General features: G+C 57.8%; 14 protein-coding genes. 10 read left to right on the forward strand and 4 right to left on the reverse strand.

Translation table 11 applies throughout. The features are described 5' to 3' along the window. The first annotated feature begins 49 nt into the window (after positions 1-49). The 3 genes from AC1ENN_RS06430 to AC1ENN_RS06440 are packed head-to-tail and all read left to right on the forward strand — an operon-like array spanning position 50 to position 1208. Complete coding sequence (locus AC1ENN_RS06430) at positions 50-415, forward strand: ArsR/SmtB family transcription factor (protein WP_449646544.1); 366 nt, start codon at positions 50-52, stop codon at positions 413-415. A 4-nt stretch (positions 416-419) separates the two neighbouring features. Then, on the forward strand, positions 420-905 hold the full coding sequence (locus tag AC1ENN_RS06435; protein ID WP_449646545.1) for an SRPBCC family protein: 486 nt from the start codon (positions 420-422) through the stop codon (positions 903-905). A 12-nt stretch (positions 906-917) separates the two neighbouring features. Next, positions 918-1208: a DUF4287 domain-containing protein gene (locus tag AC1ENN_RS06440; protein ID WP_449646546.1), complete on the forward strand. Its 291-nt coding sequence runs from the start codon at positions 918-920 to the stop codon at positions 1206-1208. On the opposite strand, the gene AC1ENN_RS06445 is transcribed toward AC1ENN_RS06440, so the two are convergent. Together AC1ENN_RS06445 and AC1ENN_RS06450 are read right to left on the reverse strand one after the other, a co-directional pair. Continuing rightward, positions 1205-1603 carry an RNA-binding S4 domain-containing protein gene (locus AC1ENN_RS06445; protein WP_449646547.1) on the reverse strand — a complete coding sequence of 133 codons (399 nt, stop codon included), beginning with the start codon at positions 1601-1603 and terminating at the stop codon, positions 1205-1207. The two genes, AC1ENN_RS06440 and AC1ENN_RS06445, sit on opposite strands and share 4 nt — an antisense overlap. Continuing rightward, positions 1603-2046 (reverse strand): hypothetical protein, encoded by a 444-nt coding sequence (locus AC1ENN_RS06450; RefSeq protein WP_449646548.1) that lies wholly within the window; start codon positions 2044-2046, stop codon positions 1603-1605. The genes AC1ENN_RS06445 and AC1ENN_RS06450 overlap by 1 nt, the downstream gene beginning before the upstream one ends. An 83-nt stretch (positions 2047-2129) precedes the next feature. Between AC1ENN_RS06450 and AC1ENN_RS06455 the strand changes: the two genes are divergently transcribed. The 4 genes from AC1ENN_RS06455 (at position 2130) to AC1ENN_RS06470 (ending at position 4742) form a co-directional block, all read left to right on the forward strand. Then, a complete protein-coding gene (locus tag AC1ENN_RS06455) occupies positions 2130-2714 on the forward strand; it encodes a CDP-alcohol phosphatidyltransferase family protein (protein ID WP_449646549.1) in 585 nt (194 codons plus the stop codon). Positions 2715-2758: 44 nt separating this feature from the next. Further along, positions 2759-3268, forward strand: coding sequence for an FHA domain-containing protein (locus AC1ENN_RS06460; RefSeq protein WP_449646550.1), 510 nt, complete (start codon positions 2759-2761; stop codon positions 3266-3268). Next, positions 3268-3966, forward strand: a complete 699-nt coding sequence (gene ftsR, locus AC1ENN_RS06465) for a transcriptional regulator FtsR (protein WP_449646551.1) — start codon at positions 3268-3270, stop codon at positions 3964-3966. The genes AC1ENN_RS06460 and ftsR overlap by 1 nt, the downstream gene beginning before the upstream one ends. Positions 3967-4193: 227 nt before the next feature. Further along, positions 4194-4742, forward strand: coding sequence for a MerR family transcriptional regulator (locus AC1ENN_RS06470; protein WP_480392094.1), 549 nt, complete (start codon positions 4194-4196; stop codon positions 4740-4742). A gap of 60 nt (positions 4743-4802) precedes the next feature. Here the strand turns inward: AC1ENN_RS06470 and AC1ENN_RS06475 are convergent, their stop codons facing one another. Beyond that, positions 4803-5603 (reverse strand): ParA family protein, encoded by an 801-nt coding sequence (locus tag AC1ENN_RS06475; RefSeq protein WP_449648168.1) that lies wholly within the window; start codon positions 5601-5603, stop codon positions 4803-4805. Between the two features lie 121 nt (positions 5604-5724). Here AC1ENN_RS06475 and AC1ENN_RS06480 point away from each other — a divergent pair, with 121 nt between their 5' ends. The 3 genes from AC1ENN_RS06480 to def all read left to right on the forward strand — a co-directional run bounded on the left by AC1ENN_RS06480 (position 5725) and on the right by def (position 11052). Continuing rightward, on the forward strand, positions 5725-9129 hold the full coding sequence (locus AC1ENN_RS06480; RefSeq protein ID WP_449646553.1) for a pyruvate carboxylase: 3405 nt from the start codon (positions 5725-5727) through the stop codon (positions 9127-9129). Positions 9130-9233: 104 nt separating this feature from the next. Next, on the forward strand, positions 9234-10556 hold the full coding sequence (locus AC1ENN_RS06485) for a MinD/ParA family ATP-binding protein (protein WP_449646554.1): 1323 nt from the start codon (positions 9234-9236) through the stop codon (positions 10554-10556). A gap of 4 nt (positions 10557-10560) precedes the next feature. Then, a complete protein-coding gene (gene def, locus AC1ENN_RS06490; RefSeq protein WP_480392095.1) occupies positions 10561-11052 on the forward strand; it encodes a peptide deformylase in 492 nt (163 codons plus the stop codon). A gap of 134 nt (positions 11053-11186) precedes the next feature. On the opposite strand, the gene AC1ENN_RS06495 is transcribed toward def, so the two are convergent. After that, the gene (locus AC1ENN_RS06495; protein WP_480392096.1) at positions 11187-13010 is read right to left on the reverse strand and encodes an AMP-dependent synthetase/ligase; all 1824 of its coding nucleotides are present in this window, start codon (positions 13008-13010) and stop codon (positions 11187-11189) included. Positions 13011-13136 lie beyond the last annotated feature (126 nt).

The raw sequence follows: 13136 nt of genomic DNA on the forward strand, positions 1-13136 counted from the left end.
CTCATGTGGGTCTTGTGTTGCCCGTCCTGCGAGCGTAATCTACAACCAAATGGTTGTAGATGAAGTAACAGACGCCGAAGTGGACGCGATGTTTCGCGCTCTCGCTGATTCCACACGTCGTGACATAGTCACGCGCGTAATGCGGGAAGGAATCTCTGTCTCGCGTCTCGCCAGCAGCTATGAGATGAGTTTTGCCGCGGTTCAAAAGCACGTTGCCGTGCTGCAGGCGGCTGGGCTTGTGTCGAAGCAGCGCAGCGGCCGTGAGCAAATAGTTCGCGGCGATCTGACATCCATTCATCGAATCCAAGAACTTCTCTCGCACTTTGAAGAGGTGTGGGAGAAGCGAGCGCTGCGCATGGCCGCTGTGCTCAACGACGACCCCAATGACATAGACAACGAACGAAAGAACAGGTGAAGCAATGAACGTCACGAGCCACACCGATGTTGAGGCACTGACTCTCACGACGACCGCCGAGTTTCCCGCCACGCTTGAGCGCTCCTGGCAACTGGTCAGTGACCCTCGGCAACTTGAGCGCTGGTGGGGGCCACCCGAGTGGCCGGCGACGTTTGTGAAATTCGAGTTCGAGCCTGGCGGTCGCGCCCACTATTACATGACGGGTCCTGAGGGCGAGAAGATGCATGGCTGGTGGAAGTTCACCTCTATTGTCGAACCGCGCGAGCTATCGATAGAAGATGGATTTGCGGATGATGCTGGTGAGCCGAGTGGCGACCTCGGTGTTACGATCGCTCGCCTCGTCTTTGAGCCTGTAGACAACGGAACCCGGCTCACGATTCATTCAGGATTCGAGTCAGCCGCTCAGCTCGAGGAAATGATCAAGATGGGCATGGAAGAGGGAATGCGCGAAGCTCTTGGCCAAATCCGCGCCATCCTTGACGAAGGCTAGGCAGGAAGCGGGATGTCATTTCAGGCTTACCTGGACGCGGTAGAACAGAAGACCGGTCTCACGCCTCGCCAATTCATCGCGATCGCAGAGCAGAAGGGGCTTGCGGACCGATCGGTCAAGGCCGCTGAAATTCTGGAGTGGCTCAAGAACGATTACGGTCTGGGGCGTGGGCACGGCATGGCGATGGTGCACGTCATCACCAAAGGCCCAAACATTGACGCAAAGCATGTGGGCACCGCTGGTGCTCATCGTGACGAAGCTGACGTGCTTTGGCTCGATGGAATCGCAACGAAGCCGAACTAGTCGTCGCGTGGTCGCGAATCCGATTCGTCGCGACCCCGTAGCTTCTCCAGCTCGCGACGCTCGCGCTTGGTAGGTCGACCCGCTCCACGATCACGGCGGGGTGCCAGCGCCACTTCCTCGCGGGAGGGTGGCGGAGGAGTCTCATCGATGAAGCTCTCGGCGGCAGTGACTGCTGAGACTCGCTTCACGATGGTCTGTTTGACAACGAGGATGCGGTCGAATCCGGCAATGCGAATGCGGACCTCATCGCCAATTCGCACCGGATGCGCGGCTTTTGCGCTCGTACCGCCGATTTTGACGTGTCCGGCCCGGCAGGCTGCGGTGGCTTGTGAGCGGGTCTTGAAGACGCGCACTGCCCACAACCAGCTATCGACGCGTACTGTGCCTGCAGCCACTAGGCGCTGGCGAGTTCAGTTTTCCAGCGAACAAGGCGCTGCACTGTGGCGTTGTCATCGGCGGCGAGCGTGCTCATGGTGTCCTCGGGAACGAAGTAGTTGATGGCGAGGAATCCCCGCACCTTCTCCGAGGGGTCATCCACGAGCATCCGCAGCACGTCGCACGGCGCATATTCGTTGCGTGCCACGCAGGCGCGAACGCCCTCGTCAGTATCGCGAGCCAGCACCTCGAACACGTCGACGGGCGTGTTGTGGCTGCTCGCCGCACTTTCACGAATTTTCGGGTTGGGGTCGCCAGCCAAGATGCGCAGTCGAGCAATCTTGCTTGGGGTAACTTCTGGTGCTGGGTGAAGATCAGCGGCCTCTTCAGCAGTGAGCATCGATGGGGCCATTGCCCGCATTTGGGCCCGCTGCGCCGGAGTATTAAAGCGGATGCATGACATGGGGCTAAGGCTACGCCTGATGGCTAGCAAGTTCCTGTTTCGATCGCGGCATTTCGTGGTCGGATGCTCGCTACACTCGAAGTGTGGCAGTCAGCAGTTCACCCGAGATCAGCAACCGTGTCTGGACTGTGCCCAATGTGCTGAGTCTCATCCGACTCGCACTCGTGCCGGTGTTCCTCTTTTTCATCATCTCGGCACAGGATGCTCTTGCGCTTGTCGTTCTTGTCGTGTCGAGCGTGAGTGACTTTCTCGATGGCGTTATTGCGCGACGATTCAACCAGATCACCCGATTGGGGCAGTTGCTAGATCCCGCTGCCGATCGGCTTTTCATTTTTGCGGCACTTATTGGTTTGGCGGCACGGAATGTCATACCGTGGTGGCTTTTCATCATCATCGTCGCGCGCGAAATCATGCTCGTAATTTTGGGACTCATTTCGGCTAACTATGGATTTGGCCCGCTCCCGGTTCATCACCTCGGCAAAGTTGCGACAGCTGCACTGTTCTATGCTCTTCCAATCCTGATGCTCGGGCAGGCGTTTCCTGACGTCGCGTGGGCCACTGATCCCATCGGTTGGGCTTTCGCTTTGTGGGGTGCGTTCTTGTATTGGTGGGCTGGGTTCATCTATGTCGCACAATCGGTCCGAATTTCTCGCATTCCGAGGGGTTGAGGAGTGCTCCGATCCGATACGCTGTTCAGTCAGGGAGGTTTGCGATGGTTGAGTCAATGAATAGTGGTCACGGCGCCGACATGCAGTCGGCTGACGAGACGTCCGCGCAGCCTATTGTCGAGCGAATCGACACCACTGCTACTTATAGTCACGAGTTCGCGGCTCAGGTCGCGGCAATGGGCGCCGATGTTTCGGTCGATGAGCAGTCAGCAATTTCTGCGCTGCCTTCAGGTTCTGCGCTGCTGATTGTGCGCCGCGGACCAAATATTGGTGCACGTTTTCTGCTGGATGCCGACATCACTACTGTTGGTCGTCATCCCGAGGCGGATATTTTTCTCGATGACGTGACTGTTTCGCGTCGTCATGTCGAGTTTTTGCGTCGCGGTACAACATTCGATGTTAAGGATTTGGGCTCGCTCAACGGAACGTATCTCGGGGGTGACCGCATCGAGTCGACCGCGGTTCTTCGTGACCGCGCTGAGGTTCAGGTTGGCAAGTACAGGCTGACGTTTTACGCGTCTCGCCGTGACCTTCCGTCGGCGGCTGGTAATTAGTGGCTGGGGTTGCGCGTCAAGCGCGTCAAGCTCCAGCGCCAGTACTGTTGAGTATTGGGCAAGTTCTCGCAAAACTCAGTCCTGAGTTTCCCGATCTCACTCCGTCGAAGCTTCGGTTTCTTGAGGAGCGCAAACTCGTGGCGCCGGCACGAACGGCGTCGGGGTATCGCAAGTTTTCGTCGTCCGATATGGAGCGACTTCGTTTTGTGCTTTCCATGCAGCGAGACCATTATTTGCCGCTCAAGGTAATCCGTGGCTACCTCGAAGAAATGGATGCCGGGCGCACTCCTGAACTTCCTGGTGGTGCCGTTGCGGCAGCATCGATGCTGTCGGCCGAGCGCAAGCTCACGCGGGAAGAGTTAATTCGCGAAGCTGGCGCAAGCCCCATGCTTTTGAGCGATGCGATTTCGTCGTCGCTTATCGTGGCGTCCGATGTTTTTGGCGAAGATTCGCTTGCGGTACTGAAGTCGCTTGTCGAGCTTCAGCGCAGTGGAATTGAGCCGAGGCACTTGCGTGGCTTCCGTGCGTCCGCTGAGCGCGAGTTGGGGCTCATTGAGAGCGCACTGATGCCCGTAGCTCGTCGCAAGGATGCATCGAGCCGGGCTCGCGCTGCAGAGATGGCTCGTGAAATTGCGGGCCAGCTAGAGATTGTTCGCAGCAGTCTTATCCGATCTGCCCTTAGTCGACTCGATTCGTAGTACGGTCGATTCGTTGATCGTTTTCTGGTTGTGGCCGGGCGCGATTAGCTGACGTTGGCACAGTTACCCTGACTAATTCCGACACGCCGCGGAGTTTTTGCGAATGTCGTTGATCGATGCGGCGGGCGTGACTACCGTGGGGTAACACGAAAGATTAAGCGTCAACTTCAACATGAAGGTTGATCGTTTCTCGTGCTGGTCGAATCAGAATCTAGAGGGGCAATGCCATGAGTGAATTGAGCCGTAGCGAGACATCACGCTACGATCTTGGCCTTCTCTTCACTGACGGAATGCCCGACCTCGATGACTCAGCAGGCTACCGCGGTGCGGTCGCCGCTCGGGCAGCAGGAATCAGCTACCGCCAGCTCGACTATTGGGCCCGCACAGAGCTTGTTGAGCCAACCGTTCGTGGCGCAGCAGGATCAGGATCACAGCGACTTTATGGGTTCCGCGACATTCTGGTGCTCAAGCTCGTGAAGCGCCTTCTCGACACCGGCATCTCTCTTCAGCAGATTCGTGTCGCCGTCAACCAATTGCGTGAATCAGGCATCCACGATCTCGCCCAGACCACACTCATGAGTGACGGTGCCAGCGTCTACCTGTGCACCTCGAATGACGAAGTCATTGACCTCGTCAGCCGCGGCCAAGGCGTTTTCGGTATCGCCGTTGGCAAGGTGCTTCGTGAAGTTGAGACAAGTCTCATCGACATCGACACTGTCAAGGGCGAAGACCCCATGGATGAGCTGGCGAAGCGCCGCGCTTCCCGCGCTTCCTAGACGCACTCTGTAGCTACACCTTCGCAGGCACGCCCTGCGGGTCAGTGCCGTGCGGAAACGCTAGTTGTTGTATTCACCCATTCTCGCAGCGCGCATGACGCGATCGAGAAGCTGGTCGAAGTAACGCGCCATCTCTTGGGCGCTCTCGCCGGGCCAGACGTGGAGTGGCTTGGCCGCTCCCTGAGCCTGCTGCAGCGATGTGCGTTCTGGCAGCTGGGGGGAGAGGACGAGCGGCCCAAACATGTCTCGCAGTTCTTTGATGCGGAACTGGTGTTCAAGCGATTGTGAGCGCAAGCGGTTCACGATGATGCCGAGTGGTTGAAGTCGCGGGGATAGTCCTCGACGAATTTCTTCAATCGCTCGAAGGGCGCGGTCAGCGGCAGCAACCGAAAACAGGCCAGGTTCAGTGACGATGGAGACGCGGTCGCTGGCCGCCCACGCGGTTCGCGTAAGAGCGTTGAGAGACGGTGCACAGTCAATGAGCACCAGATCGTAGTCAGCCTCGACGTTGGCGAGAGCTTCTTCAAGCTTCCAGATCTCGCGGATGCTCGGGTGCGGGCCATCAAAATTGATCGCTGATGGCGATCCGATGAGTACATCTACTTTGCCGGGGCGGCCCTTAGTCCACCCGCTGGGGGCGATTGCCGCGCGCACGATCTTCTCTTTAGGAGAAGCGAGCACGTCGGCAATGTTGAGGTGACCGGTGACATCGATGTCCATTCCGGTCGACACATCCGACTGTGGGTCAAGGTCGACGACGAGGGTTCGAAGACCGCGAGCAAAAGCTGCCGAAGCGAGCCCAAGCGTCACGGTCGTCTTTCCAACGCCCCCCTTGAGGGAACTAACGCTAAGTACGTGCACGAGTAACGACGATACCTTCACTACAGTTAAGAAACCTAAAACTCCGCCAACTTTTGCGCACCCTTGAGGAAACTGCCAGAGTTCAATCACTCTAGGCTTGGTTTTTGTCAGGAAGGATCGAATGTTTAAGAAGATTCTCGTTGCTAACCGAGGTGAAATCGCGATCCGTGCAATGCGCGCGGCTGTCGAACTCGGTGCACGAACTGTTGCTGTTTTTCCCTACGAGGATCGAAACTCGGTTCATCGGCTCAAAGCGGATGAGGCCTACCTCATTGGTGAAGAGGGGCATCCTGTACGTGCCTATCTCGACGTTTCGGAGATTATCCGCGTAGCTAAAGAGTCGGGTGCTGACGCGATCTACCCCGGTTACGGCTTCCTTTCGGAGAACCCGGAGCTTGCTCACGCAGCAGCGGATGCCGGAATCGCCTTCATCGGTCCGCCGACGAAGGTTCTTGAGATGGCTGGCAACAAGGTCACGGCCAAGGAGCACGCTATTGCTGCGGGAGTTCCCGTGCTCAAGTCGACTCCGGCAAGTACTGATCTTGATGAACTTCTCGCGGGCGCCGATGACATCGGTTTCCCCATTTTCGCTAAGGCAGTTGCTGGTGGTGGCGGGCGCGGAATGCGTCGAGTGGAGAAGAAAGAAGATCTCCGCGATGCGCTTGTCGAGGCTATGCGTGAAGCGGAAAGCGCTTTCGGCGACCCGACAATGTTTCTCGAGCAAGCGGTTGTGCGACCACGCCACATCGAAGTTCAGATCCTTGCGGATTCGCACGGCAACATCATTCACTTGTTTGAGCGCGATTGCTCCGTTCAGCGTCGGCACCAGAAGGTTGTCGAAATCGCTCCAGCCCCCAACCTTGACGAGAACACTCGACAAGCGATGTACCGTGACGCCGTCGCCTTTGCGAAGTCTATTGACTACGTCAATGCCGGCACTGTCGAGTTCTTGCTCGACACGGCGGGGGAGCGCAAGGGTGAGCACGTCTTTATCGAGATGAACCCGCGCATTCAGGTGGAGCACACTGTCACTGAAGAGGTCACCGACGTCGACCTCGTTCAGTCTCAGATGCGAATTGCTTTTGGCGAGTCCCTCGAAGAATTGGGGCTCCGTCAAGATGAGCTCAAGCTCCGCGGAGCAGCCCTCCAGTGCCGCATCACGACCGAAGACCCGGCGAGTGGGTTCCGGCCTGACACCGGAAAGATCACGACGTACCGCTCGCCTGGTGGCGCGGGCATCCGTCTGGATGGTGGAACGGTTTCTGCAGGGGCGCAAATTTCTCCGCACTTCGACTCCATGCTCGTGAAGATGACGTGCCGCGGTCGTGATTTTGCGTCCGCTGTGCGACGCGCACGTCGTGGACTGGCTGAGTTCCGTCTTCGCGGTGTGACGACAAACATCCCGTTCCTTCAGGGAGTGCTCGATGACCCGGAGTTCATTGCGGGAGATTTGAGCACGGCGTTCATCGATGAGCGCCCGTGGCTCGTGAACTCACACCGGTCTAAGGACCGTGGAACAAAGATCTTGACCTGGTTGGCTGAAGTGACCGTCAATCAGCCCAACGGCGACGGTGCAGGAATCATCAACCCGCAGCTCAAGTTGCCTCAGGTTGATCTTTCCCTTGAGGCTCCTGCCGGTTCACGCCAAAGACTGTTGGAACTGGGCCCTGCCGGCTTCGCTTCAGCTCTTCGTGAGCAGAAAGCTCTCGCGGTAACAGAAACGACATTCCGCGACGCCCATCAGTCGCTCTTGGCTACTCGCGTGCGAACTCGAGACTTAGTTGCTGTAATGCCGCATGTTGCGCGGTTGACTCCGCAATTGCTTTCGGTCGAGGCCTGGGGCGGGGCAACGTATGACGTCGCCCTGCGTTTCTTGGCTGAAGATCCGTGGGAGCGCCTCGCGTCAATGCGGGAGGCTCTACCTAACGTGGCCATCCAGATGCTTCTTCGCGGTCGCAACACTGTCGGCTACACCCCGTACCCCACCGAGGTTACGGATGCGTTTGTCCGTGAGGCTGCGAGCACCGGCGTCGACATCTTCCGCATTTTTGATGCGCTCAACGATGTATCTCAAATGCGCCCGGCAATTGACGCAGTGCTCAACACGGGCACCGCCGTCGCTGAGGTCGCCCTCTGCTACACGGGTGACTTGCTCGATCCGAATGAGGACCTGTACACCCTCGACTACTACCTCAAGCTTGCCGACCAGATCATGGAGAGCGGCGCTCACGTGCTCGCAATCAAGGACATGGCTGGGCTGCTGCGTGCAGAGGCCGCAGAGACCCTCGTGGCCGCGTTGCGTGAACGTTTCGATGCTCCGGTGCACGTGCACACTCACGACACGGCAGGCGGCCAGCTGGCCACCTTGCTTGCGGCGTCGCGTGCGGGTGCGGATGCCGTGGATGTCGCTAGCGCTCCGATGGCGGGTACGACAAGTCAGCCATCCATGTCGGCTCTCATCGCTTCGCTCGCGCACACCGAGCGTGACACGGGAATCTCGCTCGATGCGGTCTCGGATCTTGAACCGTATTGGGAAGCCGTTCGCCACACTTACGCCCCATTCGAGTCAGGACTTCCTGGACCAACGGGCCGCGTTTACCACCACGAGATTCCTGGTGGTCAGTTGTCGAACTTGCGTCAGCAGGCGATTGCGCTTGGCCTTGCCGACCAGTTCGAGACCATCGAGAACCTCTATGCTGCTGCCAACAAGATGCTCGGCCGTCCGCCAAAGGTCACTCCGTCCTCGAAGGTTGTTGGAGATCTCGCCCTGGCGCTTGCTGCAGCGAAGGCAGATCCAGCGGACTTCGAGGAAAATCCAGACAAGTACGACATCCCCGACTCGGTCATTGGGTTTATGGCGGGGGAGTTGGGTGAGCTTCCTGGCGGTTGGCCAGAGCCATTCCGGTCGAAAGTCCTCAAGGGCCGAAACGTCAAGATTGGTGTCGAAGAGGTCAGCGCTGAAGACCAGGCTGCTCTCGACGGTGAGCCAAACGAACGTCGTTCCGCCCTCAATAGGCTTCTCTTTGCTGGACCGACCCAGATTTTCGAAAAAGCTCGTGAGGCCTATGGAGATCTCTCCGCTCTCGCAAGCACCGACTACCTTTATGGTCTCCAGCAGGGCAACGAACATGTCGTCGAAATTGACAAGGGAGTTCAGCTCTTCGTCGGGCTTGAGGCGATCGGTGAAGCAGATGAGAAGGGGATGCGCACGGTTATGGCCACACTCAACGGCCAGTTGCGTCCGGTCTTCGTCCGAGACCTGAGCATTAAGGTCGACTCGACGTCAGCTGAAAAGGCCGATGCGTCGAAGCCGGGTCATGTGGCAGCGCCATTCTCGGGGGTTGTGACGCTTCAGGTCGAAGAGGGCACACAGGTTGAGGCAGGCCAGGCGGTTGCGTCAATTGAGGCAATGAAGATGGAAGCGGCGATCACTACGTCGGTTGCTGGCAGGGTCAAACGGCTCGCCATTCCTCAGACGCAGCAAGTGGATGCCGGAGACCTGCTTGTAGAAATTGAGCCAAGTTAGTCACGCCGAAGTGGGCTCCGAACGAGGCTCTTTTGAGGCAAGGGTCACGTTCGGTGCGTATACGCGGTAAAGTTGTGTGTTTGCTTTCTGAAAGGGATCGATAAGTGGCTACTAAGCGCAATGAACCCGATGTGCAGTCGTCCTCCGACGACGAAAGTTCGTCGACCGATCACGACTCGAAAGATTCGACGGTAAAAGAGGCACCGAGCACTGAAAGTCTCACGTTCACGTTGGCGTTGCCGACTCAGGTTCGGGAGACTCCAGAGCACGAGGCGGCTGTCGCTATCGACGACGTGCCGGTGAACGCCCACCACGTTGACCCCGCAGCTATGGCAACGACTTCGGTGTCCTTTGTTCCATCTGCCGTGGTCACGATGCCTGCAGAGACTGCCCAAGAAGCGGCGGTTATCCCGGAATTGCCTCCGGTAGATCACCCAACGACACGTCGCGGTCGACAGCGCACCGAGGTTCGCGCTGCTCCCGAAACGGCGACGATGCTCACCGCCGAACGTCTCATCAATCAGGGTAAGAAGAACCGTCGTCCGGCACCTGAGGGCTTCCTGCAGGAGCTTGTCTATGCGCTCACCTTCCACTTGGTGAATCTGGGTGACTCGTACTACGTACGGGAGCGCAAAGCGCTCGAGGCGCGCATTACCAAGACCTTTATCGGTGGTACTCGCTTCGTTCCTGTGCTCACTCGCAAGGGTGGTGTCGGAAAGACGACGATCACAGCTTTGCTCGGAATGGCATTGGCAGATACTCGTGAAGATCGCATCATCGCGATCGATGCCAACCCTGACCGCGGAACCCTCGCGGAACGCATTGACAAGCAGACGCGGGCCACCGTGCGCGACGTCGTCATGCGTTCTGATGGGCTTCACACTTTTAGCGAGTTTCAGACGGTCGTGTCGCGAGACGAAACACGACTCGATGTTCTGGCCTCAGACACCGACCCCCACGTCTCTGAAGCCTTCGACGAAGATGACTACAACGTCGTTGCGGATATGGCAGAGCGATTCTATTCAGTAGCGATCACCGACTGTGGAACCGGAATTGTGCACTCCGTCATGCGTGCAACCCTCCAGCGAGCTGACTCCATTGTCATCGTTTCGGGTGGCAGCGTTGATGAGGCCCGCCTCGCATCCGAAACTCTCACGTGGCTTGAATCCAACGGCCACGCCGATCTCGTAAAGAACGCTGTAGTCGCACTGAACACGGCGACGCAGGGAACTAACTTGGTCAAGCTTGAGGAGATCGAGGCGCACTTTAAGTCGCGAGTACGGGAGATCGTTCGCGTTCCTTATGACCCCAGCCTCGCCACGGGTTCGGTTGTGCACTACCGCGACCTCAACAAGCTGACTAAGAACGCTGCACGTGAGCTTGCGGCAGTTGTAATGGACGGCCTCCCAGAGGTACGGACCGACTGAAACTATGGCTGTTCGTGAGATTCGCCTCTTTGGCGATCCCGTGCTTCGTTCCCCGTGCGACCCGATTGTTATCGGAGACCCGCATGCTGCAGCGCTTATCGATGATCTGATTGAATCTGTTCAGGTTCCCGGCCGTGCCGGATTGGCCGCCAACCAGATCGGTGTTGGATTACGAGCCTTCAGCTACAACATTGACGGCGAAATCGGATACATCATCAATCCGGTTCTCGTTGAGGTGTCTGGCGAACCAGAGCTCGTCGAAGAGGGTTGCCTATCGGTGCCCGGGTTCTACTTTCTTCGTCGCCGGCACCCGTTCGCGCGCGTGACCGGCGTCGACCTTGATGGCGAGCCGATTGAACTCAGCGGAAACGGGCTTATGGCTCAAGCGCTCCAGCATGAAACTGATCACCTTGATGGACATCTGTACATAGAGGGCCTTGAACCCGAGTCGAAGCGCGAAGCGATGCGCGCTATTCGCCAAGCATCCTGGTACTAGCGCCGTCATTCGTCGCTCGTCGCTCGTAGGCGCAGTCGCTTGTAGGCGCAGTGGCTTGTAGGCACAGAAAACCCCCGTCGTGTTTGCCCACGACGGGGGTTTTCTCGTGCTCGAGCATTCCGGCTCGGCAACTACTACTTGAGCGAGATTCCTTCAGTAGCCGGTGAGTTCGAGTACAGTGACTCGATTACATCCGCGAAGTCGGCAAGAATCACGTTGCGCTTGATGCTCAATTTGGGCGTGAGGTGTCCGCTGGCTTCCGTTAGATCCGCATCGAGGATGTGGAACTTGCGGATCGACTCTGCTCGGGAGACCCGCGCGTTTCCGACATCAATAGCGCGCTGCACTTCGGCGAGTACCGCAGGGTGCTTTGCTGCTTGATCAAGGGTCCAGGTTGCATCTAGGCCGTTGTTGTTGAGCCAGACGGGGAGCATCTCTTCATCGAGGGTGATGAGCGCCGAGATGAACGGGCGCTGTTCACCAACGACGACAACTTGACCGATGATCGGGTTGGCGCGAATGGGATCTTCGAGTGCCGCAGGGGCGACGTTCTTTCCGCCGGCGGTTACGATGATCTCCTTCTTGCGTCCGGTGATCTCGAGGTATCCGTCTTCGTCGAACTTGCCGATGTCGCCGGTCTTGAACCATTCGCCGTCGAACACTTCACCGGTGGCTTCTTGGTTGTTCCAGTAACCGTCAAAGACACACACGCCTTTGGCTTGGATTTCACCATCCTCGGCAATGCGCACCGAAACTCCGGGCAGCGGTGGCCCGACTTTGCCAATCTTGAAGTTGGATGGCTTGTTCACGGAGATCGGTGCCGTTGTCTCGGTGAGGCCGTAGCCTTCGAGAATTGTGAGGCCCAAGCTGCGGTAGAAGTGTCCGAGGCGAAGCCCAAGAGGCGCTGAACCGGAGACAGCGTACTTGACTCGTCCGCCGAGGGCAGCCCGAATCTTGGAGAGAACTAGTCGGTCGAAGATGGCGAACTGAATCTTGAGACCCAGCGGAACGTGACCGGAATCTATTGCTTTCGAGTGTGCGATCGCGACATCTGCTGCCTTGCGGAAAATCTTTCCCTTCCCGCCAGCTTCTGCCTTCTGTTCTGAGGAGTTGTAGACCTTCTCAAAGACGCGAGGCACCGCCAAAAGGAACGTCGGTTTGAATGACGCCATCGAGGGCAAAAGCAGCTTGGTGTCGGGCTGGTGCCCAACCTTCACTCCGCCGTGGATGCACAGAATGGAGATGAATCGAGCGAAGATGTGCGCTGTTGTGATGAACAGCAGCGTGCTCGAGTCGGGATTGACAACCTCAGGAATGGCCTTTTGTGAGTTACGGCACAGTTCAACGAAGTTGGAGTGGGTAATTATGCAACCCTTGGGCTTGCCCGTCGTGCCTGAGGTGTAGATGAGCGTGGCGAGATCCGCACCTTTGGCAAGGTTGCGACGGCGCTCAATTTCCTCATCGGTCACTGCAGTGCCTGATGCGGCTAGCTTGTCAATATCACCGAGGTCGATCTGCCACACGTTAGCGATGGCGGGCACGTCAGCACGAATCTCATCGAAGCGCGCGAAGTGATCGGGAGTCTCGGTGATGATGGCAATCGCACCAGAGTCAGTGAGATTCCAATGGATTTGAGTTGGCGAGCTGGTTTCATAGATCGGAACAAGCACGGCACCGGCGAACCAGGTCGCGAAGTCGATGAGCGTCCACTCATAGCGCGTCTTGCACATGAGCCCGATCTTGTCGCCGGGCTGTATGCCTGCGGCAACGAGCCCCTTAGCGACGGCCTTCACCTGAGCTAGGAACTCTGATGACGTCACGTCACTCCAGCCGCCATTGGCTGTGGGGAGTGAGAATAGGGCGTTATTTGGCGTAGCCGCGACGCGATCTATCAGAAGATCGGTTGCGTTCGCTTCCGGGTCAGCCTCAACTAGGGCTGGTACATCAAACTGTTTCACGGCAACTCCTTTGGCACCGGTAAGGTGGTCTACTCCACTCTAGCTAGGTCTTGCGGGTCAGACCATGCGCGCATTAGCGCGGGAGAATATTTGCACCCGTTTGTGGGGTACGTTCGGGCGCGCTGT

The organism is Rhodoglobus sp. G.S.23 (genome assembly GCF_056675935.1).

Bases quoted from the DNA above. Each gene is read 5' to 3' on its own strand.
- AC1ENN_RS06430 (WP_449646544.1), top strand. From the start codon at position 50: ATGGTTGTAGATGAAGTAACAGACGCCGAAGTGGACGCGATGTTTCGC.
- AC1ENN_RS06435 (WP_449646545.1), top strand. From the start codon at position 420: ATGAACGTCACGAGCCACACCGATGTTGAGGCACTGACTCTCACGACG.
- AC1ENN_RS06440 (WP_449646546.1), top strand. From the start codon at position 918: ATGTCATTTCAGGCTTACCTGGACGCGGTAGAACAGAAGACCGGTCTC.
- AC1ENN_RS06450 (WP_449646548.1), bottom strand. From the start codon at position 2,046: ATGTCATGCATCCGCTTTAATACTCCGGCGCAGCGGGCCCAAATGCGG.
- AC1ENN_RS06460 (WP_449646550.1), top strand. From the start codon at position 2,759: ATGGTTGAGTCAATGAATAGTGGTCACGGCGCCGACATGCAGTCGGCT.
- AC1ENN_RS06470 (WP_480392094.1), top strand. From the start codon at position 4,194: ATGAGTGAATTGAGCCGTAGCGAGACATCACGCTACGATCTTGGCCTT.
- AC1ENN_RS06480 (WP_449646553.1), top strand. From the start codon at position 5,725: ATGTTTAAGAAGATTCTCGTTGCTAACCGAGGTGAAATCGCGATCCGT.
- def (WP_480392095.1), top strand. From the start codon at position 10,561: ATGGCTGTTCGTGAGATTCGCCTCTTTGGCGATCCCGTGCTTCGTTCC.